Origin of the sequence: Kribbella voronezhensis (genome assembly GCF_004365175.1) — a bacterium.
Taxonomy (GTDB): domain Bacteria; phylum Actinomycetota; class Actinomycetes; order Propionibacteriales; family Kribbellaceae; genus Kribbella; species Kribbella voronezhensis.
This window is the reverse complement of record NZ_SOCE01000001.1, coordinates 477,687-502,679: the sequence shown is the minus strand read 5'-3', so window position 1 is coordinate 502,679 and position 24,993 is coordinate 477,687. Positions and strand designations below refer to the sequence as shown.

Here is a 24,993-nt window from a genome sequence, read left to right as displayed (position 1 = left end):
TGACGAAGGGACGAGGCGCCGGCACTGTCGCCGGGCTCCGCGGTACCACCCTCCTTGGTGACACGAGGTCACCCACTTCGTTCGGCTCCGCTGCCGGTTCTAATAGGCCCGGTCGGGCTGTTCTTCCGGCGGCTCCGGGGTGATGGCCCCATCACTGCCTTGCGGTGGCGCGTGTGAAGTGTACGACTCCGATCCACTCCGCTACGAATCGTTAATCACTGGCCGCGGCGCGGTTCGTCCATGACAATTCTGTTGCGGTGGCGGCTGGGGTGAAGCAATTGCTTGCCTGAACGCGTGTCAGGGATGTGGTTGTGACGCGCGGAACATCGAGCGGGCTTGAAGAACCGACTACCGTATGTCCACGGTCTGCGCGTCGGGCTGGCACGAGGGGTTCGCGTGCCCTACTGTCTTGCGACCAGTCCGCTTCAGTCTCCGACGAAGGCAGGGGGTAGTCGAAAGATGGCTACATCGGCTCCGAAGAAGTCCGCCCCCCAACGCAAGACCGCGGTCGGGAAGAACGCCGCGAAATCCACCGAACCGGCCACGAAGGCTTCAGAAGCGAAGGCCCCGGCCAAGAAGACCCCTGCCAAGCAGACACCTACGAAGAGGGTGGCCATGAAGACGAACGAGAACAGGACCCCGGCGACCGCGCCGGCCAAGGCACCCGCGAAGTCGCCCACTTCGTTCAAGGTCAAGGACGGCGAGACGCCGTGGACCGCCGCCGAGGTGGAGGAGCTGCGCGCCGAGCTCGAAGCCGACGCCGTGCACCTGAAGGAAGAGATCCGCGACGCCGAGCAGGAGATCGTCGGACTGCTCCGCGACGGCGGTGACGGGGCGGGCAACGACCAGGCCGACGTCGGCTCGACCACGCTCGAGCGCGACCACGAGATGTCACTGGCGAACAACGCCCGCGACATGCTGGACCAGATCGAGCGGGCGCTGTCCCGGATCGACGACGGCACCTACGGCGTCTGCGAGAGCTGCGGCCAGGCGATCGGCAAAGGTCGGTTGCAGGCGTTCCCGCGTGCGACACTGTGCGTGTCATGCAAAGAACGCGAAGAACGCCGCTGAGCGAAGAGCAAGCGTCCACCCCACCGGCGGACGTCACAGCTGAAGACTCCACAGAGTCGGCCGACGCCGAGTCGGCCGGCTCTGTTTCGCGCCCACGGCACCGGATGGTGGTGCTGTTCGCGCTCGTCGGGCTCGTCGTGCTGGGGCTGGATCAGTTGACGAAGGTGTTGGCGTTGCAGCATCTGACGCCGGGCGAGCCGGTCAACGTGGTGGGCTCGCTGCTGAAGTTCAACCTGATCCGGAATCCTGGAGCCGCTTTCAGCCTCGGCACGAGCTACACGCCGGTGATCAGCGCGATCCAGATCGTCGTGGCGGTCGGCGTCGTGTGGTTGTCGCGACGCCTCGGCTCGATCGGCTGGGCGATCGCGTTCGGCTTCCTGTTCGGCGGAGCGGTCGGGAACATCACCGACCGGATCTTCCGCGAGCCGTCGCCGTTCCACGGACACGTGGTCGACTTCCTGCAGACGCCGCACTGGGCGATCTTCAACGTCGCCGACATGGCCGTCACCTCGGCAGCTCTCCTGCTGGTCATCCAGACCCTCCGCGGCGTCAAGCTCGACGGCACCAAAGAGGTGGCCAAGAAGTGAGTGGGGATTCGCGGACGGTGATGGTGCCGGACGGGCTGGCCGGGGAGCGGCTCGACGCGGCGCTCTCGCGGCTGTTCGGGGTTTCCCGGACGAAGGCCGCCGAGCTGATCGAGTCGGGCCTGGTGCAGGTCGACGGGGCGGCCGCGTTGAAGTCGACCCGGGTCTCGGCCGGCGTCATGCTCGACGTCGAACTTCCCCCGCCGCCGGGCGAGGTCACCGTCGTACCGGAGACCGTCGAGAACCTGCGGATCGTTCACGACGACGACGAGATCGTGGTCGTCGACAAGCCGGTCGGCGTCGCGGCGCATCCGTCGCCGGGCTGGACCGGACCGACCGTGATCGGGCACCTGGCCGGAGCCGGCTTCAGCATCTCCACCAGCGGTGCCGCCGAGCGCAAGGGGATCGTGCACCGCCTCGACGTCGGCACCTCGGGGCTGATGGTGGTGGCGAAGACGGAGTACAGCTACACCGTGCTCAAGCGCGCCTTCAAGGAGCGCACGGTCAAGAAGATCTACCACGCGCTGGTCCAGGGCCATCCCGATCCGTTCAGCGGAACGGTCGACGCCCCGATCGACCGGCACCCGCATCACGACTACAAGTTCGGGGTCGTCGCGGGCGGCAAGCCGAGTGTCACGCACTACGAGACGCTCGAGGCGTTCCGGTTCGCGACGCTGCTGGAGATCACCTTGGAGACCGGCCGGACGCACCAGATCCGCGTCCACATGGCCGCCATCGGGCACCCGTGCTGCGGCGACACGACGTACGGCGCCGACCCGGTCCTCGCCGAGCGCCTCCAGCTCAAGCGCCAATGGCTGCACGCCATGCTCCTCGGCTTCACCCACCCCGGCTCCGGCGAGTACGTCGAATACACCTCGGCGTACCCGGAAGACCTCGACAGCGCCCTCGACCAACTCGCCGACGCCCAGTAACCGGCGACGGCTTCCGGCGCCGCGGGTGCTCCCGGAAGTCTGCCGAACCGGCCTACCCTGGGACAGACCCGGGAAGGCGGGGAAGCGATCGGCATGGCTGAGACGAAGCCCACGGCAACGACTCGCGGCAAGCTACCGGCCGAGTTGACCAGTTTCGTGGGCCGGCGCCGCGAGCTGGCCGGGACCAGGCGGCTGCTGGCGAGCACCCGCCTGCTGACCCTGACCGGCGTCGGTGGGGTCGGCAAGACCCGGCTGGCGATGCGGCTGTGCGCCGAGGTACGGCGGACGTTCGCGGACGGCGTCTGGTTCGTCGAGCTCGCCGCCCTGCACGACTCGGGGCTGCTGGGGCACACGCTGGCGGGAGCGCTCGAACTGAGCCAGGTTTCGGCGAACCCGACCGCCGACCTCGCGGAATACCTGGAGGACAAGCACCTGTTGCTGGTGCTCGACAACTGTGAGCACCTGGCGGACGCGTGCGCCGTGCTGGTGAGCAAGCTGCTCGCGGCGGCCCCGCAGCTGCGGATCCTCGCCACCAGCCGGCACGTGCTCGGGGTCGAAGGGGAGCAGATCTTCCCGGTGCCTCCGTTGTCCACTCCACCGGAGACCGAGCTGACGCCGGACGACGCCGGGCGGTACGAATCGATCGAGCTCTTCGCGGATCGCGCCCGGTCGGTGTCGCCGGAGTTCGAGCTCGACGCGGCCGGCCGCCCGCTGGTGATCGAGCTGTGCCGGCGTCTCGACGGCATACCGCTGGCCATCGAGCTGGCGGCCGTCTGGATGCGGACGCTGTCGCCGGCGCAGATCCTCGACCGGATCGAGGACCGCTTCCGGCTGCTCGCCACGGGTAAACCGGCCGCGCCGGCCAGACAGCAGGCCCTGGACGCCGCGATCGGCTGGAGCTACGGCCTCTGCTCGCCGGCCGAGCAGGCGCTGTGGGAACGACTGTCGGTGTTCGCCGGTGGATTCGACCTCGAAGGCGCCGAGGAGGTCTGCTCGGGAGACGGCATCGACCGCGCCGAGGTGCTGGAGCTGATCGCCGGCCTGATGAACAAGTCGATCATCACGCGGAAGGCGATGACGGATCACAGCGTCGCCTGGTACGACATGCTCGGGATCATCGGCCAGTACGGCGTGGATCGGCTCACCGCGGCGGGCCAGGCGCGGGCGTTGCGGACGAGACACCGCGACTACTACCGGAGGATGGCCGCGGAGTGGGAGGCGGACAGCTTCAGCCCCCGCCAGGCCGACTGGTTCATCCGGCTGCGCCGCGAGCACGACAACTTCCGGGCCGCGCTGGACTTCTGCTTGTCCGAACCCGCCGAGGCAGCGGCCGCACTGGACATCGCCGCGCCGATCTGGAACTTCTGGTTCGCCGGGTTCCTCCGCGAGGGCCACCGTTATCTGGTCCGGGCCCTCGAGCTCGCCCCGGAGCCGACGCCGGCCCGCGCCGAGGCGCTGTGGGCGGCCAGCTATCTGGCCATGTTCCTCGGTGAGTCGGAGCAGATGAGCCGGCTCCTGGCCGAGTGTGAGGTGCTGGCCGAGCGGTTCGGCGACGACCTGCTGCGGGCGCGGATCGCGGAGGTCTCGGGTCATGCACTCAACTACGCCGGCGAACTCCCGGCCGCGGTGGCACGGCTGGAGGAGGGCCTGGCGGGATTCCGGGCCGTCGGCAACCATCTCGGCGAGTTCGACGTTCTGATCCTGCTCGCGGCGGCCACTTTCTTCCTCGGTGATCCACGGGTCGAGCAGTTCAGCCGGCAGGCGTTCGAGCTCGCGGACAGCCACGGCGCGGCGTCGTCGAAGGCCTATGCCCTCTGGACGCTGGGGATCGTCCAGTGGCGTGATCACGACGATGCCGAGCAGGCCGGTCGATCCTTCCGCGAAGCGATCCGGCTGTGGCTGCCGCTGAACGACCGGACCGGGATCGGGTTCTGCGTCCAGGCACTGTCGTGGTGTGCGAGTACGGCGGCGCCGAACGAACTCGCTGCCCGGCTGATGGGCGCGTCCCGGGCGGTCTGGCGCTCGAGCGGCGCCCACGTCGACGAGACCACGCCGTACAGCCAGTTCGACGAGCAGTCCCGGCAGCGGGTCCGGGCCGCGCTGGGCGATGCCGCCTTCGAGCAGGCCTTCGAGCAGGGTGCGGCGTACTCGTTCGAGCAGGCGGTGTCGCTGGCGCTCGGCAAGGACACGGAGCGCGGGGGCGCCGCCCGGCCGGGCCGGACCGGCGGCTTGACCCGCCGCGAACACGAGATCGCGGTACTGCTCAGCGAAGGGCTGAGCAACAAGGAGATCGCCGCCCGGCTCGTGATCGGCCAACGCACCGTCGAGACCCACGTCGAACACGTTCTCGGCAAGCTCGCGTTCACTTCCCGGGCGCAGGTCGCCCGCTGGATCGCCGAAACACGCACCGACTGACGTCACCTGCCGCGGCGTGGGCACGCTCCCACGTCCGTAGACAAACCCGTAGGTCTACGGATGCCCCGGACGGCCCGCAACCGGGATCGTTGCGCTGACAACGACAGACAGATCGTGACGAGGCTCTTCATGCACACCGAACCGAACGCCGGCCCAGGATGGTGGCGAAACGCGGTGATCTACCAGGTCTACGTGCGCAGCTTCCACGACGCCGACGGCGACGGCATCGGGGACCTGAGTGGTGTCCGGGCCAGGTTGCCGTATCTGCGCAGCCTCGGTGTCGACGGAATCTGGCTCAATCCCTTCTACCCGTCGCCACAGCACGATCACGGGTACGACGTGTCCGACTACTGCGCGGTCCACCCGGACTACGGAACCATCGACACCTTCGACCGGCTGGTCCGTGACGCGCACCGGCTGGACCTCAAGGTCATGATCGACGTCGTCCCCAACCACTGCTCGATCGAACACCCCTGGTTCACCGAGGCACTGGCCGCGGGACCCGGCAGCCGGGAACGGGCCCGGTTCCACTTCGCCGACGGCGGCGGACCGTACGGCGAGTTGCCACCGAACAACTGGCGCTCCATCTTCGGCGGGTCCGCCTGGCACCGCGTGCCGGACGGACAGTGGTATCTGCACACGTTCGCCGCCGAGCAGGCCGACTTCAACTGGCGTGATCCGGACGTGGCGACACACTTCGAGCAGGTACTGCGGTTCTGGTTCGACCGTGGCGTCGACGGGTTGCGGATCGACGTCGCGCACGGGCTGCACAAGCGCGCCGGGCTGCCCGACCACGAGCAGGCCGGCCACGACGAACTCACCGGCGATCCGGTCAATCCGCATGCCTGGAACCAACCCGAGGTTCACGATGTGTGGCGAAGCTGGCGAGCGATCGCGGAGGAGTACACCGCCCGGACCGGCCGGGAGCGGGTTCTGGTCGGTGAGGTCGGCGTGCTCGACGCGGAGCAGGTGGCGCAGTACCAGCGTCCGGACGAACTGCATCAGAACTTCTTCTTCGAGTTCCTCCGCGCCGATTTCGACGACCGGACGCTGTCGGACGTGATCGACCGCGGCCTGGGGACGATCGCCGCTTCCGGGTCCGCCGTCGCCTGGGTGCTCAACAACCACGACATGCCCCGGTCGGTCACCCGGTACGCCGGTGGAGCGCCCGGCGCCGGTCCGGGAGATGTCGAGGTCGGACTGGCCCGGGCCCGGGCGGCAGCGTTGCTCATGCTCGCGCTGCCAGGATCCGTCTACCTCTACCAAGGCGAGGAGCTGGGCCTGCCGGAGGTCACCGATCTGCCCGAGGAGGTGCTGGCAGATCCGATGTTCCACCGCAGTAACGGCGTACGGCGGGGCCGGGACGGCTGCCGGGTGCCGCTGCCCTGGGCGAGCGGGGCGGATCACTTCGGGTTCTCCGCGACCGCGTCCTCGACACCGTGGCTGCCCCAGCCTGGCTGGTTCGCGCAGCACGCCGTCGACTACCTGCTCGACTCCGGCGACTCGATGCTGCACCTGTACCGCGAGGCCATCGCCCTGCGGCGCCTGATTCCGGCATTCTCCGCGGGCGACTTCCGCTGGCTGCCGACCGAGCCGGGCGTCCTAGCGTTCACCCGCGGCGACGGGGTCGCCTGTGTCGTCAACTGCTCGTCGAAGCCTGTCTGTACTCCGGTCGACGGCGACCTGGTGATCGCCAGCGATCCGGAGGCGGGGGAGAAGCTCCCGCCCGACAGCGCTGCATGGTTCCTGCTGAGGGACGAGTCGTGATCCCCGGCATGTGGGCGCTGATCCTCGTCACCAGCGTGCTGATGATTCTGATGGCCCGCGACATCGCGCGGGATCTGCGGGATCGCTGAAGACCGGCGGACCCGGCCGTGAACCCCCCTGCCCGGCCCCGGGTCCGCCGCTCCACTCTCTCCGTCTCCTCCGGGCGGAGAGAGTGGAGCACCTCCTCCCGGACGGCACGAACTGGTGTGCTGGTGGTCCGGTCCACGACCGGATATCGGGCGGCCGGGACAGCGTCCGGCGATGCGATTCCAGGAGTGTCGGTGGGCCCGCATAGGCTGTGGCAGTCCCGCTCACTCACGCCTCTGGGAGGTCTGCGAAGACATGGCGTCCAGCGACAGTTTCGTGCATCTTCACGTGCACACCGAGTACTCCATGCTGGACGGCGCCGCGCGGATCGACGAGTTGTTCAAAACGGCCCAGGAGATGGGCCAGCCGGCCATCGCGACCACGGACCACGGGTTCGTCTTCGGGGCGTACGAGTTCTGGAAGACCGCCAAGAAGTACGACGTCAAGCCGATCATCGGCGTCGAGGCGTACCTGACCCCGCACACCCACCGCAGTGAGCGGAAGCGGGTCAAGTGGGGCGACGCGAACAGCGGCCGCGACGACGTCTCCGGTAGCGGTGCGTACACGCACATGACGCTGCTGGCGAAGAACACGTCGGGGATGCACAACCTGTTCAAGATGTCGTCGCTGGCCAGTCTCGAGGGCTACTACTTCAAGCCCCGGATGGACCGCGAACTGCTGCAGACCTACGGCAAGGGCCTGATCGCGACCACCGGCTGCCCGTCCGGCGAGGTGCAGACCAGGCTCCGGCTGGGGCAGTACAAGGAGGCCGTCGAGGCGGCCGCGGAGTTCCGCGACATCTTCGGCGCGGAGAACTACTACTGCGAGCTGATGGACCACGGGCTCGGCATCGAGCGCGACATCCAGGGCGACCTGCTGAAGCTGGCCAAGGAGCTCGGGCTGCCGCTGGTCGCGACCAACGACCTGCACTACACCAAGCCCGAGGACGCGGTCGCGCACGCGGCGCTGCTGTGCGTGCAGTCCGGCTCGACCCTGTCCGACCCGAACAGGTTCAAGTTCGACGCCAACGAGTTCTACGTGAAGACCGCCGCCGAGATGCGCGAGGTCTGGAAGGACTACCCGGAGGCCTGCGACAACACCCTGCTGATCGCGGAGCAGTGCGATGTGAGCTTCACCGAGGGCGAGGGCCGGTTCATGCCGCGCTTCCCCTGCCCCGACGGCCACAACGAGGAGTCCTGGTTCGTCGCCGAGGTCGAGACCGGTCTGCACAAGCGGTACCCGGCCGGCGTACCGGACCATGTCCGCAAGCAGGCGGAGTACGAGATCGAGGTGATCACCTCGAAGGGGTACGCGGGCTACTTCCTGGTCGTCGCCGACTTCATCAACTGGGCCAAGGAGCACGGCATCCGGGTCGGTCCGGGCCGTGGTTCCGGTGCCGGCTCGATGTGCGCGTACGCGATGCGGATCACCGACCTCGACCCGCTCCAGCACGGCCTGATCTTCGAGCGCTTCCTGAACCCGGAGCGTATGTCGATGCCCGACTTCGACATCGACTTCGACGACCGCCGCCGGCCCGAGGTGATCCGCTACGTCACCGAGAAGTACGGCGACGACCGGGTCGCGATGATCGTCACCTACGGCACGATCAAGGCCAAGCAGGCGATCAAGGACGCCGGCCGGGTGCTGGACTACCCGTTCGCGATGGGCGACCGGATCACCAAGGCGATGCCGCCCGCGGTGATGGGCAAGGACGTGCCGCTGTCCGGCATCTTCGACCCGAACCACAAGCGGTACTCCGAGGCCGGCGAGTTCCGCCAGCTGTACGAGTCGGACCAGGACGTCCGCAAGATCGTGGACACCGCGCGCGGGCTGGAGAACCTGAAGCGCCAGTGGGGTGTGCACGCGGCCGGCGTGATCATGTCCAGCGAGCCGCTGATCGACCTGATCCCGATCATGCGCCGCGACCAGGACGGCCAGATCATCACCCAGTTCGACTACCCGAGCTGCGAGACGCTCGGCCTGGTCAAGATGGACTTCCTGGGTCTGCGCAACCTGACGATCATGGACGACGCGGTCAAGAACGTCGAGGCGAGCCGCGGTATCAAGCTCGACCTCGACGAGCTGGCCAAGACGCTCGACGACAAGCCCACCTTCGAGTTGCTCGGCCGCGGTGACACGCTCGGCGTCTTCCAGTTCGACGGCGGCCCGATGCGGGCTCTGCTGCGGCTGATGAAGCCGGACAACTTCGAAGACATCTCGGCCGTCGGCGCGCTCTACCGGCCCGGCCCGATGGGTGCGAACAGCCACACCAACTACGCGCTCCGCAAGAACAAGCAGCAGGAGATCAGCTACCCGCACGACGAGCTGGCCGACGCGCTGGAGCCGATCCTCGGTACGACGTACGGGCTGATCGTCTACCAGGAGCAGGTGATGGCGATCGCCCAGCAGCTCGCCGGCTACACGCTCGGCAAGGCGGATCTGCTCCGCCGGGCGATGGGCAAGAAGAAGCGCGAGGTGCTGGACGCGGAGTACGTCGGCTTCTCCGAGGGGATGAAGGCGAACGGCTTCTCGGCGCAGTCGATCAAGGCGCTGTGGGACGTGCTGGTGCCGTTCTCCGACTACGCGTTCAACAAGGCCCACTCGGCGGCGTACGGGCTGGTCTCGTACTGGACCGCCTACCTGAAGGCGAACTACCCGGCCGAGTACATGGCCGCCGTCCTGACGTCGGTGAAGGACGACAAGGACAAGATGGCCATCTACCTGAACGAGTGCCGCCGGATGGGCATCAAGGTGCTGCCGCCGGACGTGAACGAGTCCGACTCGAACTTCACCCCGATCGGCACCGACATCCGGTTCGGGCTGTCCGCGATCCGCAACGTCGGCGTCAACGTGGTGGCGGAGATCGTCGCCGCCCGCGAGTCCGAGGGACGGTTCACCGACTTCGTCGACTTCATCGACAAGGTGCCGCTGCCGGTCTGCAACAAGCGCGTCATCGAGTCGCTGGCCAAGGCCGGCTCGTTCGACTCGATGAACCACGCCAGGCGCGCGGTCGTCGCGGTGCACGAGCAGGCCGTCGACGAGGCGATCGATCTCAAGCGGAACGAGGCGCACGGCCAGTTCGACCTGTTCAGCATGGGCGACGACGACGCGAACGATGCCGACGGCAACAGTCGGCTGACGGTACGGGTGCCCGAGATCGAGGAGTGGGACAAGGCGACCAAGCTCGCGCACGAGCGCGACATGCTCGGTCTGTACGTCTCGGACCACCCGTTGTTCGGCGTCGAGCACGTGCTCACCAACGGCACCGACTGCACGATCGGTCAGCTGCTCGCCGACGAGGACCGACCCGACGGCACCCAGGTGACGATCGGCGGCCTGGTCACGGCGGTCCAGCGCAAGGTGAACAAGCGCGGCGACATCTACGCGATCGTCACCATCGAGGACCTGGAAGGTTCGATCGAGGTGATGATGTTCTCCTCGGCGTACCAGTTGTCCGCGCATCTGCTCGCCAACGACGCGATCATCTTGATGAAGGGCCGGATCCGGCGCCGGGAGGACCGGGTCGAGCTGAGCGGTTCCGAGGTCTCGGTGCCCGACCTGACCGAGGGACCGAGCGGTCCGGTGGTGATCACGATGCCGATCAACCGGTGTACGCCGCCGGTCGTCGACCAGTTGCGTGACGTGCTGAAGTCGCACCCGGGGATGACAGAGGTCCAGCTCCGGCTGCAGGCGAGCCGCAAGACCACGGTGATGCGGATCGGCGACCGGTTCCGGGTCACCCCGACCTCGTCGCTGATGGCGGACCTGAAGGCGCTGCTCGGCCCGTCGTGCCTCGCGGGCTGACCTGCGCTGCTCGGCCGGTCTGCCTGACGGGCTGACCTGCGGTGCTCGGCCCGGCTGTCTGGCGGGCTGAGCGGGTCGGTGGGCCGGCGTCGGCGGGAATGAGCCACACTGGGGCGGTGAGTCAGCCAGATCAGCCGCAGCCGTACCAGTCTTTCGGCACTCCGTTCGGGGTGCCGCCGGAGCCGCAGCCGCGACTGCCGTGGGCGAAGGCGATCGCGGTGACCGTGGCGGTGTTCCTGGTCGCCGGTGCGATCGCCGGCTGGGCCTGGCAGCGGTTCTCGCCGCTCGCGCAGTACACGGTGGACGAGCGCGGTGGGTCGCTCGGCGAAGAGCAGATGACGAAGGTCTTCGGTCCGGACGGTACGTTCACCGCGATCGGGTTCCTGACCGCGCTGGTGCTGGGTGCCGCGCTGTTCTGGTGGTTGCGCAACTACGGTCCGTGGGTGGTGGGGATCATCACGGTCGGATCGGTGCTGGGTGGCGGTGTCGCCTGGGGTATCGGCATGTTGCTCGGGCACGACCCGCTGCAGCCGCGGCTCGAGCACGCCAAACCGGGAGATGTGCTGGACGCTCCGCTGGAACTGCACACGTGGACGCCGATCGCGGCATGGCTCGTCGGTGCAGCGTTGGCTGCGGCTGTCATCGCCGCTGCGAGTTGGCGCAGCGAACCGGTTGCAACCGACGCGCTGCCTGCCGCGTCAGAAGGATCGCCGCAGGTGCACTAACCTGTCCCGGCCCGGTGGTGAGGCCACCGGCGACGTGAGGGGGACATAGATGTCTGACAACACCAACCCGCCACAGGGCGGCCCACACAACCCGTACGGCGCCCCGCAGGGCCCGCACGCCGGTCCGCAGGGCCAGCCGGGTTATGGGGGTCCGCAGGGCCAGCCCGGTTCCGGCGGTCCGCAAAGCCAGCCCGGTTCCGGCGGTCCGCAGGGCCAGCCTGGTTACGGCGGTCCGCAAAGCCAGCCCGGTTCCGGCGGTCCGCAAAGCCAGCCGGGTTACGGCGGTTCGCAGGGCCAGCCGGGTTACGGGAGTGCGCAGGGCCAGCCGGGTTATGGCGGTTCGCAGGGGCAGTCCGGGCCGCAGTACGGGCAGGTGCCGGGGCAGGGGAATCCGGGGGCGCTTTGGCCTCAGCCGGGAGCGGCGGATTACCCACAGGGACCGCAGTACGGGCAGGGTGGGCAGCCGCAGTACGGGCAGGCGCAGTACGGGCAGGGTGGGCAGCCGCCGTTCGGGGGGCAGCCGCAGGTGCAGCAGTGGCAGCCGGAGCCGCGGAAGAAGCGCACGAAGCTGGTCCCGCTGATCGCGGTGCTGGCCGTGCTGGCTGTCATCGGCGGCGGTGGGATCTTCGCCTACGCGAAGCTCAACGGGGGTGACCAGCCGGCGAGCGTGCTCCCGGCGAACTCGGTCGCCTATGCGCGGATCGACCTGAACCCGTCGGCCGGCCAGCGGGTCGCCGCGCTGCGGTTCCTGATGAAGTTCCCGTCCGCGAAGGAGAAGATCGGGCTCACCAGCGACAAGGACGATCTGCGGCAGAAGCTGTTCGACCTGATCAAGAAGGACGCCGGCGACGACCTCGCCGACGTCGACTTCGAGAAGGACGTCAAGCCGTGGCTCGGCGATCGCGCCGGCGTGGCCGCGGTACCGGCCGACGACGGCAAGGCCGAGGCCGTGGTCGCTGTCGAGGTGAAGAACCAGGGCAAGGCCACCAAGGGCCTGGACAAGTTGTTCGCCGGCGACGACCACGCGCCGAAGCGTGCCTTCGCCGGGAAGTATGTGCTGCTGTCCGACGAGCAGTCCGTGCTCGACTCGGCCGTTGCCGCGAGCAAGGGATCCTCGCTGCAGGACAACGAGAAGTTCAGCAAGGACATGTCCGCGCTCGGTGAGCAGGGTTTCGCGTCCTTCTGGGCGGACACGAAGGGCCTGGCGCTCGCGGCCGGCAAGAAGATGACCGAGCAGCAGCGCGCCGCGTTGCCCGAGGGAAGCGCGGCCGCCGTTCTGCGATTCGATGCGCAGTACGTCGAACTGAAGGGCGTCGTGCACGGCGACCAGAGCCTGAAGGTCGGTACCAAGGACGCGGGCGACGTGATCGGCAAACTCCCGGACACCACGGCGGGTGCGCTCGCTCTCTCGGACGGTGCGAATCTGGTCGGCACCATCTGGACCCAGCTGGAGAAGTCGTCCGGTCAGGCCGGGATCAACCTCGGTGACCTGACCAAGAACTTCACCGACGAGTACGGCATCGCGTTGCCGGACGACCTGAAGCCGTTGCTGGGCAAGAATCTGGCGCTCGCGATCGACAAGGACAAGGCCGACGGCCCCAAGATCGCGGCCCGGATGGAGACCGACCCCGGCAAGGCCGAGGAGGTCGTCGACAAGCTGCTGAATCTGATGCACAGCCGCACCACGGCGAACGTCCCGGTCAAGAAGGCCAAGGACGACGACACGTTGGTGATCGCGACCGACCAGGGCTACGCGGAGCAGGTGCTGAAGGGTGGCAACCTCGGCCAGACCGAGAACTTCAAGCAGGCGGTGCCGGACACGAAGGGCGCCGTACTGGTCGGGTACGTCGACTTCGAGGCGATCGGGTCGCTGAGCAGCAAGGTGAGTTCGGACAAGGACTACGCCGCGCTCCGCTCGGCCGGGTTCAGCACCCGCGTCACCGGCGACGGCGAAGCGGACTTCACGCTGCGAGTCGTAGCCAAGTAGCGACGAAACCCGTCGGTGATGTCGAAAACCGGGCGGCGGCTTCTACCTCAGGGTGTCAGCACACTTTCTGAGGAGCACGAGATGAACCACTTCACTGGCATCCGTACAGTCGCCGTCCCGGTCGCCGACCAGGACAGGGCGCTCGACTTCTACGTCCACACACTGGGGTTCGTGACGGAGCTGGATGCGCCGTTGCCGCAACTCGGCGGCCGCTGGCTGGTCGTGGCGCCTCCCGGTGGCGGTACGTCGATCGCCCTGATCCCGGCCACCGACGCCTTCCCGGCCGGTACCGACACAGGGATCCGGCTGGCGACCGACGATGCCGCCGCAGCTCACGCCGCGCTGACGGGCCAGGGCGTCATCGCGGACGCGCTGCTGAACTGGCCGGGCGTACCGCCGATGTTCACCTTCTACGACCCGGACCACAACAAGCTCTTCGCCGGCCAGAGCTGACCGCCGCCGCACGGGTCATACCCTGGAGGTATCAGGAGGTGGGCAGGTGGATCTGGATCTGCGGAAGCTGCGGTACTTCGTCACGGTCGCCGAGGAACTGCACTTCGGCCGGGCGGCGGAGCGGCTGCACATCGCGCAGCCGGTGCTGTCGCGACAGATCCGGGCGCTCGAGGACGAGCTCAAGGTGCAGTTGTTCGTCCGCGACAAACGGGCCACCGCGTTGACGGCGGCCGGCCGGCAACTGCTCGAGGACGCGCGGCCGCTGCTCGCCTCGGCCGGTGCGGCCCAGCGAAGGGTGACCCAGGCAGCCAAGGGACCGCAGACGTTCACGATCGGCTTCATGCCCGGAATCACGGTCACGCCGGCGGTCCGGGCACTGACCGCGCAGTACCCGGACCTGACCGTCGAACTGCTCCGGACGTCGTGGGTCGATCAGACCGAGGTACTGCGGGACGGCCGCGCGGACGTCAGCATCGTCCGCCTGCCGATCGATCAGCAGGGCTTGACCGTGCGACCCCTCTTCGACGAACCGCGGGTCGCGATGCTGCCCGCGGATCACCGGTTGGCGGGCAAGCCGGTGATCCGGATCGAGGATCTCGCCCACGACCACCTGCTGCAGCCGCCGGACGCCGTGCCGGAGTGGCGCGATGTCGCCGTCGAGTTGCGCGAAGGCAAGACCGGCCGGTTGCCGGTCTTCCACAGTGTGGAGGAGAAGCTCGAGCACGTTGCCATCGGCAACGGTGTTTCCGTGCTGCCGCTGTCCACGGCTCGTTTCTACAGCCGTCCCGATGTGGTCAGGGTGCCGATCGAGGACATCGGTCCCAACCACGTCCACCTGGCCTGGTCGGCGGCCCGCCGGTCCCGCATCGTCTACGCCTTCGCCGACCTCGCCGCCGGCCTCACCTGGACGTGACCCGAACCTCCTGACAGCTGTCAGGCCACCAGCGCTTCCAGGACACCTTCGCCGTACTTCGCGAGTTTGTTCTCGCCGACCCCGCTGATGGTGCCGAGCTCGGCGAGGGTGCCCGGAAGCTCGGTGGCGATCTGGCGCAGGGTCGCGTCGTGGAAGATGACGTACGCCGGTACGCCCTGCTCCTTGGCGGTCGCGGCCCGCCAGCTGCGGAGGCGTTCGAACACCTCGACTGCCTCGGGCGCCAGATCGGCGACGGCGGCCTTCTTCTTGCCCGCCGACGACGAGCGCGATGCCCGGCCGGACCGCTCGGGCTCGCGGCGCATCATCACCTCGCGACGCCGGCCGAGCACCTCGGCACTGTCTTCGGTGAGCAGCAGGGTGCCGTAATCACCTTCGACGGTGAGCAGGCGCTGGGCGAGCAACTGGCGGATCACGCCACGCCACTCGGTGTCCTTCAACTCCGTGCCGATGCCGAAGACGGTCAGCTCGTCGTGCCGGAACTGCTTCACCTTCTCGGTGGGTTTGCCGAGCAGGATGTCGACCACCTGACCGGCGCCGAACTTCTGGTTCCGCTCGTGCTGCAACCGGTAGACGGTCGAGAGCAGCTTCTGCGCGGGGATCGTGCCGTCCCACGACTCCGGTGGGGTCAGGCAGGTGTCACAGTTCCCGCACGCTTCGCCCGTTTGGCCGAAGTACGCGAGAAGCTGCATGCGGCGGCACTGGACGGTCTCGCAGAGCGCGAGCATCGCGTCGAGGTGGGTGCCGAGCCGCCGGCGGTGGGCCGCATCGCCTTCGGAGGTGTCGATCATCTTGCGTTGCTGGACGACGTCCTGCAGTCCGTACGCCAGCCAGGCCGTCGACGGCAGGCCGTCGCGACCGGCGCGACCGGTCTCCTGGTAGTAGCCCTCGACCGACTTCGGCAGGTCGAGGTGCGCGACGAAACGCACGTCGGGCTTGTCGATCCCCATCCCGAAGGCGATCGTCGCGACCACGACCAGGCCGTCCTCGCGCAGGAAGCGGGACTGGTTCTTCGCGCGCGTACGGCTGTCCAGACCCGCGTGGTACGGGACGGCCTCGATGCCGTTCTGGGTCAGGAAGGTCGCGGTCTTCTCCACGCTGTTGCGGGACAGGCAGTAGACGATGCCGGCGTCGCCCGCGTGCTCGGTGCGGAGCAGGTCGAGCAACTGCCGCTGCGGGTTGTCCTTCGAGACGATCCGGTACTGGATGTTGGGCCGGTCGAAGCTGGCGACGAAGTGCCTGGCCTCGGTGAGGTTCAGCCGGGTGGCGATCTCGCGGTGGGTCGCCTCGGTGGCGGTGGCCGTGAGCGCGATCCGCGGTACGTCGGGCCAGCGCTCGTGCAGCTGCGACAGCATCAGGTAGTCGGGCCGGAAGTCGTGTCCCCATTGGGAGACGCAGTGCGCCTCGTCGATCGCGAACAGCGAGATCTTGCCCTGGTCGAGCAGCCGCGTGGTCGCCTCGACCCGGAGCCGCTCGGGCGCCAGATACAGCAAGTCGAGTTCGCCGGACAGGAAGGCCTGCTCGACCTCGCGGCGCTGCTCGAAGTCCTGCGTGGAGTTGAGGAATCCCGCTCGCACGCCAAGCGCGGTCAACGCGTCGACCTGGTCCTGCATCAGCGCGATCAGTGGCGAGATCACCACACCGACGCCGGACCGCACGAGCGCCGGGATCTGGTAGCACAGCGACTTGCCGCCACCGGTCGGCATCAGGACGAGCGCGTCACCACCGGCGACGACGGTGTCGATGATCTCCTGCTGCTGCCCACGAAACGAGTCGTATCCGAAGACCCGGTGCAGGACCTGCGCAGCCTCGCTCGCAGGATCGTCTTCGGGGAACTCAGCAGCAGCCACCCGGCAATCCTACGGAAATCGCCACCTCACTGTTCGACCCCTGTGGACAACTCGCCGCCATAGGTTCCGACACTCCACAGATTCCCTTCCGGATCGGCGATCGTGAACCCTCGCGACCCGTAGTCCTCCTCACGCATGGCCCGTACTACGGTCGCTCCCGCCGCGGTCGCCGTCGCAAAGACCCGGTCGGGGTCGTCGTGGACGAGATACACCGACTGGGTGCGATCGGCGAAGGCGCTGAACTCGTCGGACGTGTCCTTGGCGTCGGCCGAGCTCACCATCACCCCACCACCAGTCGGCCAGGCGAGCTCGGCGTGCGCGATCGACTCGGGTGCCGCACCGGCGTACGAGGCTGTCAGGGTGAAGCCGAGCCCCTCGGTGAGGAACTTCAGTGCGGCTTGGCCGTTCGCATAGACCAAAGTCGGCCAGACTCCGGTGACGTTCTTCGTATCCATGCCCCTAGCCTGCTGCCGGGGCGGCCTCCGGGTCTTGGACGATTGGGAGCTCTTCGGTCATCCACTGCCGCGGTGAGCAGCCGGCAAGGGAGTGCCATTCGCGGGTGAGGTGCGCCTGGTCGGCGTACCCGAGGTCTGCTGCCAGATCCGCAAGGCGGGTGGTGGGCCGGCGCTTCAACGTCGCAACGGCCTGCTCGAACCGCAGTACCCGGCCCGCGACCTTCGGCGACAACCCGTACTCCGCCCGGAACCGCTCGCTCAGATGCCGCCGGCTCCACCCGACCTCCCGGGCCAGTTCCTGTACGCCGACGCCGCCGGCCGTCTCACGCAACCGCTGCCAGGCCCAGCTGAGCTCGGCGCGTGCCTCGGGCACGGGCTCGTCACGCCAGGCCTCGAGGAACAGCTGCTCCAAGATGTCGAACCGCTGCTCCCATTCGGACGTCTCCCGAAGCCGCTCACCGAGTTCGGCCGCCGCCTGACCGACCAACTCGTCGAGATTGACCGTGGTCGCCGCGAGCTCGCCGGCCGGCAGACCGAACAGGGCACGACAACCCGCCGGGGTGAGGGCGAGCTGGACACCCGAGCGATTCGGCGAACCACCGATCCGGACAGCTGTGGAATGCAGTCCGCTCGCCAACGTGCTGAACTTCTCCACCGGTTCGCCGGCAACGGCCAGCCCCAACGGCTCGTCCAGCGTGATCACAATCGTCAGATACTGCGACGGCAGCCCCCGATGAAGCTCAGGCGGCTCACCGCCGTACGCATAGCCGATGAAATCGCCGAGGTACGGGCGCAACGCAGGGTGTACCCGTCGCTCGTGATGCTCGAACCCCGCCATGTCTCCAGGCTAGATCCCTTCGCCTCTTGGCCGAGCGGAAGTCGTCCAGGTCGAGCGCGACGCATTCAGCCCAGCGAAGGCCTGCACCGAACAGGATGGCCGGCCCGCACCAGCGCCGCGACCTCCGGCGGCCGGATTCCACGAACCTCCTGCGGGTCGTGTAACCCCCGCTCGTATTTCCAGGTGTGAATCGACCACCTGGTGAGGATCTTCGACCGCTCGGGAGAGGAATGACGATTGAGGGCTTACCGCGCAGGAGCTTGCTGGTGTTGGCCGGCAGCAGCGTGGGGGTACTGGCCGCCGGGTGGTCGGCGGCGTCGCCGGCGGGCATGATTCCGGCGACGTGATCCTGGACTGGAACGCGGCCCTGCTGCGGATCATGGGTTGCCGCCGGGGGACAGCCCACCACGATTCATCCAATCGCAGTTACCGGACGCGCTCTCGCCGCTGGTTTGAGTTCCGGCGCCGAATCGCGAAGCCACCGGAATTCGTTTGTCTCTGATCCGGCCGATCCGGCCGGCTCATCACTCATGTCCGAAGAAGGGAAAGTATGTCGTACCGAGGAAATGCCGGCTGGAGGAAATCGGTCCTCGCCGCGAGCGCCGCCGTGATCACTACGGCCCTGCTGATGGCGCCATCGGCCGCCGATGCCGCCACCGGCGACGTCTGGTCCGTCGTGAACAGTCCCAACGTCACCACCGGCACCTTGTCCACCAACAGTCTCCTCAGTGTGGCCGCCGTCTCCGACACCGATGTGTGGGCCGTCGGCTTGGAGAGCAAGACGGGCTTCAACCTGAGCGGGGCCTTCCCTCTGATCGAGCACTGGAACGGCACCGCCTGGAGCGTGTCGCTCACGGGTACGCAGAACGCCGTGCTCACGTCGGTCAGCGCCGATGCGGCCAACGACGCCTGGGCCGTCGGGAACGTCGTGAGCAGCCAGAGTCTGCTGGCCGAACATTGGAACGGCAGCGCCTGGCGCTCAGTGACGATGCCCATGCCCACTGGAGCGATCAGTGCCCGGGTCGAGGGAGTGACTGCCCTCTCCGCCGGCAACGCGTGGGCCGTCGGCAAATTCTCCACCAACGACCTGACGCTGCCGCTGATCGAGCACTGGGACGGCGTCAGGTGGTCGGTCGTGCCGAACGTGCCGCGCCAGGTCTCCGATTCCAACGTCCTGCATGCGATCACCGCCGTCTCGGCCGACGACATCTGGGCCGTGGGCGAGTTCGACCAGGGCGGCGTCAGCCCGCATAGTCCGCTGCTGATGCACTGGAACGGCACCGCCTGGTCGCTGTCCCAGCCGGCGGTGCTGAACCAAGGCGAGTCGAACGGTTTTCCCGTCGCGGTGACTGCCGTCTCGGGCAATGACGTCTGGGCCGTCGGAGGAGTGGGTGTCACCAGCCCGGACGGCACGTCCTCCTCCCAGCAGCCGTTCGCCATCCACTGGGACGGCACGCGATGGGCCGAGGTCGCAACACCGGCCCCGGCGACGCCCAGTGCGGCATTCGCGTTCACCGGGGTCACTGCCCTCTCGCCGAACGACGTCTGGGGCGTGGGGAACAACGCAGGCCGTGCCTTTGTCGAGCACTGGGACGGCAGCAGTTGGAGCACGAGCGGCACGCCGGCGCTGGGTGCGCGGGGGAACACGCTCGAAGGCATCACCCGCAGCGGGACGACGAGTATGTGGGCCGTCGGTGACAACAACCCCACCTCGGGCCTCATCACGCAAACCTTGACCCTGCACGCCACGAACGGCTGATCAGCCGTCCAGAAGCGACGCGGCGGGGCGTCCGCGCGGGTCTCCGGCCCGCGCGGACGCCTCGCCGGTGCGGGGGGAACTTCACCCGCATGGCCCTCAGCCGAGGGACGACCTGCTCGGCGTAGTAGCCGACCTGGCCCGCGACATCCTCGACCCACAGCCGGCCGAGCCCGCAGTACCACCGAAACGTCCCCGACTCTTTCGTCGTCGGGGATCGGACTGAGGAGCTGTGTCAGACCTCGTCCTCGAGGTCGAAGGCGAGGGTGATTGCTTCGGTGAGGGCTGGTTCCTGGTCGGGGAAGAGGTAGCCGATCAGGCGGCCGAGTTGGAGTTTGGGGATGGTCTGGATGTTGTCGCAGCTGATCGCGCTGGGGTGGTCGAGACCGTTGCGGGTGCCGACCAGGACCTCGGTGGACAGGCCACGGATGGTGCTGGTGATCGGGGCGACGGTGACGTTGGTGAGGCGCGGGCGGATCAGTTCGCGGGTGAGCACGACCACCGGGCGCGGCTTGTCCAGCCTTGCGATGTGGATCGGGCGCATTCAGTCGAGGTCGGACAGCACGGTCCCGGCGGCGGCGTCGGCCAGTCCGTCGAGGTCCGGGTAGTCGCCGTGGTCGGTGAGGATGGCGAGATCGCGTGCGGCCAGCTCCCGACGGCGCTCGCGCTCCATCGCCCGGGCGACGACCGACGCCCGGCTGGCAGCTTTGTTGTCGCCGACCAGCTGGTCCATGAAGTCGACCAGCTCGTCCGGCAACCGCACGGTGATCTGCTTACTCATACCAGAACCATACCACCGTGGGATGCGCGACGAACTTCTGCTCAGTTCGGGGCCATGTCCGACCAGCTGAGGTCTACTGCGGGGAGGGACGGAAGGGCTTTGATGGCGGCCATCTCGGTGTCGAGGAGGCCGACGAGGTGGGCCAGGCGGGTGGTGGTGTCGGCGGCTTCGAGGAGCTTCTGCCGGTCCGGGGTCATCAGGGTCATCGCGGCCGACATCAGGTACGACAAGGTGCTCGGGTCGTCGGGGAGGGAACCGATGTGCAAGCCGGGCTGGCTGATCTCGGTGACGGCGGCGGCGTACCGGTGGAAGCGCTGCACCGCGACGTTCGCCGTACCGAGGGGATCGTCGCCCGGGTCCTCGGCGAGCCATTCGACGTCGGCGATCAGGTAGTCGCCCTCGGTGTCCAGTTCGGCGACCTTGAAGCGGCGGTTGCCGGTCAGCGTGATCTCGACCGGGCCGTCGTCGGCGGCGTCGAGGGCGATCTCGGAGATGGTCGCGGCACAACCCGTGCCGTAGAGCGACCGGAACACCCGGTCGCCGAGCTCGTAGCCGTCCCGTACGGCGACGGCGCCGCAGACGAGTTCGCCGCCGTTCTCCACCAGGTCGCGGATCACCGCGCGGCCCTGGACGTCGGTCACGGGGATGGGAAGCACCAGCCCGGGAAAGATCACCGTGTCGACGGTGAGGAGGGGCAGGCGGGAATCCATGAGTCGAGCCTAGTGCTATCGGTCGGCGGTCGTGGTCCGCGCAGTAGACGGCGCGCGGGGGAGCGCGGGGCCGACCACTAGACTGGCGACCATGATTCGCCGCGTCGACCTGCGGGGCCGAGTGGCAGCCGGAGAGGTTCTCGACCTCCAAGCCCTGGTCCCCCGAGCCGTTTTCGACGTCGAGGCCGCCCTCGACGTCGTCCGACCGATCTGCCTGGACGTCCGTCATCGGGGCCTGGAGGCGATCAGGGAGTACGGCGAGAAGTTCGACCATGTGGCCGTGGCGGACCTGCGGGTCCCGGCCGAGGCGCTGAAGACGGCGCTGGAGGAGCTCGACCCGTCGGTGCGGTCCGCGTTCGAGGAGTCGATCCGCCGGGTCCGCGAGGTGAGCGAGGACGAGCGCGGCGAGGACGTCGTGTCCGAGCCGGCGAAGGGCGGCCGGGTCACCCAACGGCTCGTGCCCGTGCAGCGCGTGGGCCTCTATGTGCCGGGTGGTCGTGCACCGCTGGCTTCGAGCGTCGTGATGAACGTCGTACCGGCTCAGGTTGCCGGTGTGCAGTCGCTTGCTGTTGCCTCGCCGCCGCAGAAGGACTTCAACGGCCTGCCGCACCCGACGGTGCTGGCGGTCTGCGCGATGCTCGGGATCGAGGAGGTGTACGCGATGGGCGGCGCGCAAGCGATCGCCGGGTTCGCGTACGGCTTCGAGGGTTGCCGGAAGGTCAACCTGATCACGGGACCGGGCAACATCTACGTCGTCGCGGCCAAGCGATTCCTGCAGAGCGAGGTCGGGATCGACTCCGAGGCAGGCCCGACCGAGATCGCCGTACTGGCCGACGACACCGCGGACGCCGTGCACGTCGCGGCCGACCTGATCAGCCAGGCCGAGCACGACCCGATGGCTGCCAGCGTGCTGGTGACGCCGAGCGAGGCGCTGGCCGCGGCCGTCGAGGCGGAGTTGCCCAAGCAGGTCGCGAAGACCAAGCACCGGGAGCGGGTCGAGGAAGCACTCGGTGGCCAGCAGTCGGCCGTCGTACTGGTCGACGACCTCGATCAGGGGACCGCTGTGGTGGATGCGTATGCCGCGGAGCACCTGGAGATCCAGACGGCCGATGCCGAGGAGCGGGCCGCGCTGATCAACAACGCGGGCGCGATCTTCGTCGGCGGCTGGTCGCCGGTGTCGCTGGGTGACTACTGCGCGGGGTCGAACCACGTGTTGCCCACCGCCGGTTGCGCGTGCCACTCGTCCGGCCTTTCTGTCCGTAGCTTCCTGAAGGCTGTGCACGTGATCAACTACAGCCAGCAGGCGCTCGCCGATGTCGCGCAGCACGTCGTCGATCTCGCGCACGCCGAGGATCTGCCGGGGCACGCCGCGGCCGTGACCGCGCGCTTCCCGGGGGAGTCCGGCAATGGCTGACTTCGACGGTCTGCCGATCCGCGACGAACTGAAGAGCTTCGAGCCGTACGGCGCGCCGCAACTCGACGTACCGTTCCTGCTCAACGTCAACGAGAACCCGTATCCGCCGAGCGAGGCGACCGTCGCGGACATCACCGCGTCGGTGGCCGAGGCGGCGCGCGGGCTGAACCGCTACCCGGATCGCGAGTTCCTCGACCTGCGGGCCGACCTCGCGGCGTACCTGGGCCGCGAGTCGGGCGCGCACCTGGTCGCGGAGCAGGTGTGGGCGGCCAACGGCTCCAACGAGGTGATGCTGCACCTCCTGCAGGCATTCGGGGGACCAGGCCGTACTGCGCTGTCGTTCGCGCCCACCTACTCGATGTACCCGGAGTATGCCCGGGACACCAACACGGGCTGGGTCGTCGGACGCCGGTCGCACGACTTCACCCTCGACCCCAGCAAGGCGCTCGCGGCGATCTCACGACACCGGCCTTCCGTCGTACTGCTCGCCTCTCCCAACAACCCGACCGGTACCGCGCTGCCGATCGACCTGGTGGAGGCGGTTGCCGCCCGCACCAAGGCGATCGGGGCGGTGCTGGTGGTGGACGAGGCCTATGCGGAGTTCCGCCGAGCCGGTACGCCGAGCGCGGTGACCCTGCTGCCGGCGTACGGGAACCTGGCGGTGGCGCGGACGATGTCGAAGGCGTTCGCCCTCGCCGGTGGACGTGTCGGTTATCTTGCCGCGAGCAAGCAACTGGTGGACGCGCTGCGGATCGTGCGGTTGCCGTACCACTTGTCCGCGGTGACCCAGGCGGTCGCGCGGGCCGCACTGCGGCACTCGGACGAGTTGCTCAGCCGGGTCGACCAGCTCCGGGTGGAGCGGGACGAGACGGTGGAATGGCTACGTGCACAGGGTTTGCGCGCGGTCGACTCGGATGCGAACTTCGTGCTGTTCGGCACCTTCGCCGACCGGCACGCGGTCTGGCAGTCGCTGCTGGACGACGGTGTGCTGATCCGCGAGACCGGACCGGACGGCTGGCTGCGGGTGTCGATCGGCACCGGCGCCGAGATGGCCGCGTTCCGCGGGTCGCTGGAGAAGGTGCTCAAGACAGAGGTAGGAAGAACGCTATGACGAGGACTGCCCGGATCGATCGGGAGACCAGCGAGTCGAAGGTGCTGGTCGAGCTCGACCTGGACGGCACCGGCCGCGCCGACATCAGTACCGGCGTCGGTTTCTACGACCACATGCTCAACGCGCTGGCCAAGCACGCGCTGCTCGACCTGCACGTGAACACCGTCGGCGACCTCGAGATCGACGCGCACCACACCGTCGAGGACACCGCGATCGGTCTCGGCCAGGCGCTTCGCGAGGCGCTGGGTGACAAGCGCGGCATCCGGCGTTTCGGCGACGCGACCGTGCCGCTGGACGAGGCGCTCGTGCACTGCACGGTGGACCTGTCCGGCCGCCCGTACTGCGTCCACACCGGCGAGCCCGACGGTCAGGTGTACGCGATCATCGGCGGCGACTACGCGGGTTCGCTGACCCAGCACGTCTTCGAGACTCTCGCGTTCAACGCCGCGATCTGCATCCACATCCGGGTGCTGTCCGGCCGGGATCCGCACCACATCGTCGAGGCGCAGTTCAAGGCGTTCGCCCGGGCGTTGCGCGACGCGGCCGAGCTGGACCCGCGCCAGCCCGGCATCCCGTCGACCAAGGGCGCTCTGTGAGCCCGAAGGTCGTCCTGCTGGACTACGGCTCGGGCAACATCCGTTCGGGCGAGCGTGCCCTGCAACGGGTCGGCGCCGACGTGACGGTGACGTCGTCCTTCGAGGACGCGTTGAACGCGGACGGCCTGCTGGTCCCGGGCGTCGGCGCGTTCGAAGCCTGTATGACGGGACTTCGCGCGGTCCGCGGTGATGTCGTGGTCGACCGTCGACTCGCCGCCAGCCGCCCGGTGCTCGGGATCTGTGTCGGTATGCAGATCCTGTTCGCGCGGGGCATCGAGCACGGCGTCGAGACCGAGGGCTGCGACCAGTGGCCCGGTGTCGTCGAGCGGCTCCGGCCCACGGGTGGCGAGCCGGTTCCGCACATGGGCTGGAACACCGTGGAGGTGCCTTCGGGCAGCGTTCTCTTCGACGGTATGGAGAAGGAACGCTTCTACTTCGTGCACTCGTACGGCGTCCGCGAGTGGGAGCTCAAGGACGCTCGCGCCTCGGTGGCGCCGGCCGTCACCTGGACGACCTACGGCGGCGACCGCTTCGTCGCCGCGGTCGAGAACGGCCCGCTGACCGCCACCCAGTTCCACCCCGAGAAGTCCGGCGACGCCGGCGCGGAACTGCTGGCCAACTGGGTGCGCTCGCTGTAAGTACCTGACACGCGTGCTCTTGCTGTTCGGTTGTTGTTTACCGTACGTTCACTGGCGACCACTGTTTGTGCTGACAAGGAGACCGCCC

General features: G+C 68.3%; 21 protein-coding genes. 15 read left to right on the top strand and 6 right to left on the bottom strand.

Going from position 1 to position 24,993, the window contains the following annotated elements:
• The first annotated feature begins 615 nt into the window (after window positions 1-615).
• The 10 genes from EV138_RS02260 to EV138_RS02215 all read left to right on the top strand — a co-directional run bounded on the left by EV138_RS02260 (window position 616) and on the right by EV138_RS02215 (window position 14,738).
• Window positions 616-1,071 carry a TraR/DksA family transcriptional regulator gene (locus EV138_RS02260; protein WP_198676051.1) on the top strand — a complete coding sequence of 152 codons (456 nt, stop codon included), beginning with the start codon at window positions 616-618 and terminating at the stop codon, window positions 1,069-1,071.
• On the top strand, window positions 1,044-1,658 hold the full coding sequence (gene lspA, locus EV138_RS02255; RefSeq protein WP_133976801.1) for a signal peptidase II: 615 nt from the start codon (window positions 1,044-1,046) through the stop codon (window positions 1,656-1,658). The genes EV138_RS02260 and lspA overlap by 28 nt, the downstream gene beginning before the upstream one ends.
• A gap of 20 nt (window positions 1,659-1,678) precedes the next feature.
• Window positions 1,679-2,587, top strand: coding sequence for an RluA family pseudouridine synthase (locus EV138_RS02250; protein WP_133981668.1), 909 nt, complete (start codon window positions 1,679-1,681; stop codon window positions 2,585-2,587).
• Between the two features lie 93 nt (window positions 2,588-2,680).
• Entirely contained in the window at window positions 2,681-5,002 is a 2,322-nt protein-coding gene (locus tag EV138_RS02245; RefSeq protein ID WP_133976800.1) for an ATP-binding protein, read from the top strand.
• Window positions 5,003-5,131: 129 nt separating this feature from the next.
• Window positions 5,132-6,769: a glycoside hydrolase family 13 protein gene (locus EV138_RS02240; RefSeq protein WP_166678468.1), complete on the top strand. Its 1,638-nt coding sequence runs from the start codon at window positions 5,132-5,134 to the stop codon at window positions 6,767-6,769.
• A gap of 342 nt (window positions 6,770-7,111) precedes the next feature.
• Window positions 7,112-10,660, top strand: coding sequence for a DNA polymerase III subunit alpha (gene dnaE, locus EV138_RS02235; protein ID WP_133976798.1), 3,549 nt, complete (start codon window positions 7,112-7,114; stop codon window positions 10,658-10,660).
• A 116-nt stretch (window positions 10,661-10,776) separates the two neighbouring features.
• The gene (locus tag EV138_RS02230) at window positions 10,777-11,385 is read left to right on the top strand and encodes a hypothetical protein (RefSeq protein WP_238157911.1); all 609 of its coding nucleotides are present in this window, start codon (window positions 10,777-10,779) and stop codon (window positions 11,383-11,385) included.
• Window positions 11,386-11,434: 49 nt separating this feature from the next.
• A complete protein-coding gene (locus tag EV138_RS02225; RefSeq protein WP_133976796.1) occupies window positions 11,435-13,372 on the top strand; it encodes a DUF3352 domain-containing protein in 1,938 nt (645 codons plus the stop codon).
• Between the two features lie 81 nt (window positions 13,373-13,453).
• Window positions 13,454-13,825, top strand: coding sequence for a VOC family protein (locus EV138_RS02220; protein ID WP_133976795.1), 372 nt, complete (start codon window positions 13,454-13,456; stop codon window positions 13,823-13,825).
• A gap of 46 nt (window positions 13,826-13,871) precedes the next feature.
• Complete coding sequence (locus EV138_RS02215) at window positions 13,872-14,738, top strand: LysR family transcriptional regulator (RefSeq protein ID WP_133976794.1); 867 nt, start codon at window positions 13,872-13,874, stop codon at window positions 14,736-14,738.
• A gap of 20 nt (window positions 14,739-14,758) precedes the next feature.
• Here the strand turns inward: EV138_RS02215 and recQ are convergent, their stop codons facing one another.
• From recQ to EV138_RS02200, 3 genes are read right to left on the bottom strand one after another with little or no spacing between them, the layout of a single operon-like run.
• Window positions 14,759-16,606 carry a DNA helicase RecQ gene (recQ, locus tag EV138_RS02210; RefSeq protein ID WP_133976793.1) on the bottom strand — a complete coding sequence of 616 codons (1,848 nt, stop codon included), beginning with the start codon at window positions 16,604-16,606 and terminating at the stop codon, window positions 14,759-14,761.
• Window positions 16,607-16,632: 26 nt separating this feature from the next.
• Window positions 16,633-17,061, bottom strand: a complete 429-nt coding sequence (locus tag EV138_RS02205; RefSeq protein WP_133976792.1) for a VOC family protein — start codon at window positions 17,059-17,061, stop codon at window positions 16,633-16,635.
• A 4-nt stretch (window positions 17,062-17,065) separates the two neighbouring features.
• Entirely contained in the window at window positions 17,066-17,899 is an 834-nt protein-coding gene (locus EV138_RS02200; protein ID WP_133976791.1) for a helix-turn-helix domain-containing protein, read from the bottom strand.
• A gap of 550 nt (window positions 17,900-18,449) precedes the next feature.
• Between EV138_RS02200 and EV138_RS02195 the strand changes: the two genes are divergently transcribed.
• Entirely contained in the window at window positions 18,450-19,658 is a 1,209-nt protein-coding gene (locus EV138_RS02195) for a hypothetical protein (protein WP_133976790.1), read from the top strand.
• Window positions 19,659-19,890: 232 nt separating this feature from the next.
• Here EV138_RS02195 and EV138_RS02190 read toward each other — a convergent pair whose 3' ends face one another.
• Genes EV138_RS02190 through EV138_RS02180 form a run of 3 tightly spaced genes read right to left on the bottom strand, consistent with a single transcriptional unit; the run spans window position 19,891 to window position 21,146 of the window.
• Window positions 19,891-20,199 carry a type II toxin-antitoxin system PemK/MazF family toxin gene (locus EV138_RS02190; protein WP_133976789.1) on the bottom strand — a complete coding sequence of 103 codons (309 nt, stop codon included), beginning with the start codon at window positions 20,197-20,199 and terminating at the stop codon, window positions 19,891-19,893.
• Window positions 20,200-20,436 carry a ribbon-helix-helix domain-containing protein gene (locus EV138_RS02185; RefSeq protein ID WP_133976788.1) on the bottom strand — a complete coding sequence of 79 codons (237 nt, stop codon included), beginning with the start codon at window positions 20,434-20,436 and terminating at the stop codon, window positions 20,200-20,202.
• A 41-nt stretch (window positions 20,437-20,477) separates the two neighbouring features.
• Entirely contained in the window at window positions 20,478-21,146 is a 669-nt protein-coding gene (locus EV138_RS02180; RefSeq protein ID WP_133976787.1) for an LON peptidase substrate-binding domain-containing protein, read from the bottom strand.
• A gap of 91 nt (window positions 21,147-21,237) precedes the next feature.
• On the opposite strand from EV138_RS02180, the gene hisD reads away from it, so the two are divergent.
• Genes hisD through hisH form a run of 4 tightly spaced genes read left to right on the top strand, consistent with a single transcriptional unit; the run spans window position 21,238 to window position 24,905 of the window.
• Complete coding sequence (gene hisD / locus EV138_RS02175) at window positions 21,238-22,560, top strand: histidinol dehydrogenase (RefSeq protein ID WP_133976786.1); 1,323 nt, start codon at window positions 21,238-21,240, stop codon at window positions 22,558-22,560.
• Entirely contained in the window at window positions 22,553-23,671 is a 1,119-nt protein-coding gene (locus EV138_RS02170) for a histidinol-phosphate transaminase (RefSeq protein ID WP_133976785.1), read from the top strand. Before hisD ends, EV138_RS02170 begins: the two co-directional genes overlap by 8 nt.
• Window positions 23,668-24,267, top strand: coding sequence for an imidazoleglycerol-phosphate dehydratase HisB (gene hisB / locus EV138_RS02165; RefSeq protein ID WP_133976784.1), 600 nt, complete (start codon window positions 23,668-23,670; stop codon window positions 24,265-24,267). Before EV138_RS02170 ends, hisB begins: the two co-directional genes overlap by 4 nt.
• Window positions 24,264-24,905 carry an imidazole glycerol phosphate synthase subunit HisH gene (gene hisH, locus EV138_RS02160; protein ID WP_133976783.1) on the top strand — a complete coding sequence of 214 codons (642 nt, stop codon included), beginning with the start codon at window positions 24,264-24,266 and terminating at the stop codon, window positions 24,903-24,905. Before hisB ends, hisH begins: the two co-directional genes overlap by 4 nt.
• Window positions 24,906-24,993: the final 88 nt, after the last annotated feature.

Coding starts and splice junctions, on each gene's coding strand:
- EV138_RS02195 (WP_133976790.1), top strand. CDS start 18,450: ATGTCGTACCGAGGAAATGCCGGCTGGAGGAAATCGGTCCTCGCCGCG.
- EV138_RS02200 (WP_133976791.1), bottom strand. CDS start 17,899: ATGGCGGGGTTCGAGCATCACGAGCGACGGGTACACCCTGCGTTGCGC.
- EV138_RS02260 (WP_198676051.1), top strand. CDS start 616: ATGAAGACGAACGAGAACAGGACCCCGGCGACCGCGCCGGCCAAGGCA.
- hisB (WP_133976784.1), top strand. CDS start 23,668: ATGACGAGGACTGCCCGGATCGATCGGGAGACCAGCGAGTCGAAGGTG.
- dnaE (WP_133976798.1), top strand. CDS start 7,112: ATGGCGTCCAGCGACAGTTTCGTGCATCTTCACGTGCACACCGAGTAC.
- EV138_RS02190 (WP_133976789.1), bottom strand. CDS start 20,199: ATGCGCCCGATCCACATCGCAAGGCTGGACAAGCCGCGCCCGGTGGTC.
- hisD (WP_133976786.1), top strand. CDS start 21,238: ATGATTCGCCGCGTCGACCTGCGGGGCCGAGTGGCAGCCGGAGAGGTT.
- EV138_RS02240 (WP_166678468.1), top strand. CDS start 5,132: ATGCACACCGAACCGAACGCCGGCCCAGGATGGTGGCGAAACGCGGTG.
- EV138_RS02220 (WP_133976795.1), top strand. CDS start 13,454: ATGAACCACTTCACTGGCATCCGTACAGTCGCCGTCCCGGTCGCCGAC.
- EV138_RS02170 (WP_133976785.1), top strand. CDS start 22,553: ATGGCTGACTTCGACGGTCTGCCGATCCGCGACGAACTGAAGAGCTTC.
- EV138_RS02250 (WP_133981668.1), top strand. CDS start 1,679: ATGGTGCCGGACGGGCTGGCCGGGGAGCGGCTCGACGCGGCGCTCTCG.
- EV138_RS02185 (WP_133976788.1), bottom strand. CDS start 20,436: ATGAGTAAGCAGATCACCGTGCGGTTGCCGGACGAGCTGGTCGACTTC.
- EV138_RS02245 (WP_133976800.1), top strand. CDS start 2,681: ATGGCTGAGACGAAGCCCACGGCAACGACTCGCGGCAAGCTACCGGCC.
- EV138_RS02205 (WP_133976792.1), bottom strand. CDS start 17,061: ATGGATACGAAGAACGTCACCGGAGTCTGGCCGACTTTGGTCTATGCG.
- EV138_RS02180 (WP_133976787.1), bottom strand. CDS start 21,146: ATGGATTCCCGCCTGCCCCTCCTCACCGTCGACACGGTGATCTTTCCC.
- lspA (WP_133976801.1), top strand. CDS start 1,044: ATGCAAAGAACGCGAAGAACGCCGCTGAGCGAAGAGCAAGCGTCCACC.
- EV138_RS02225 (WP_133976796.1), top strand. CDS start 11,435: ATGTCTGACAACACCAACCCGCCACAGGGCGGCCCACACAACCCGTAC.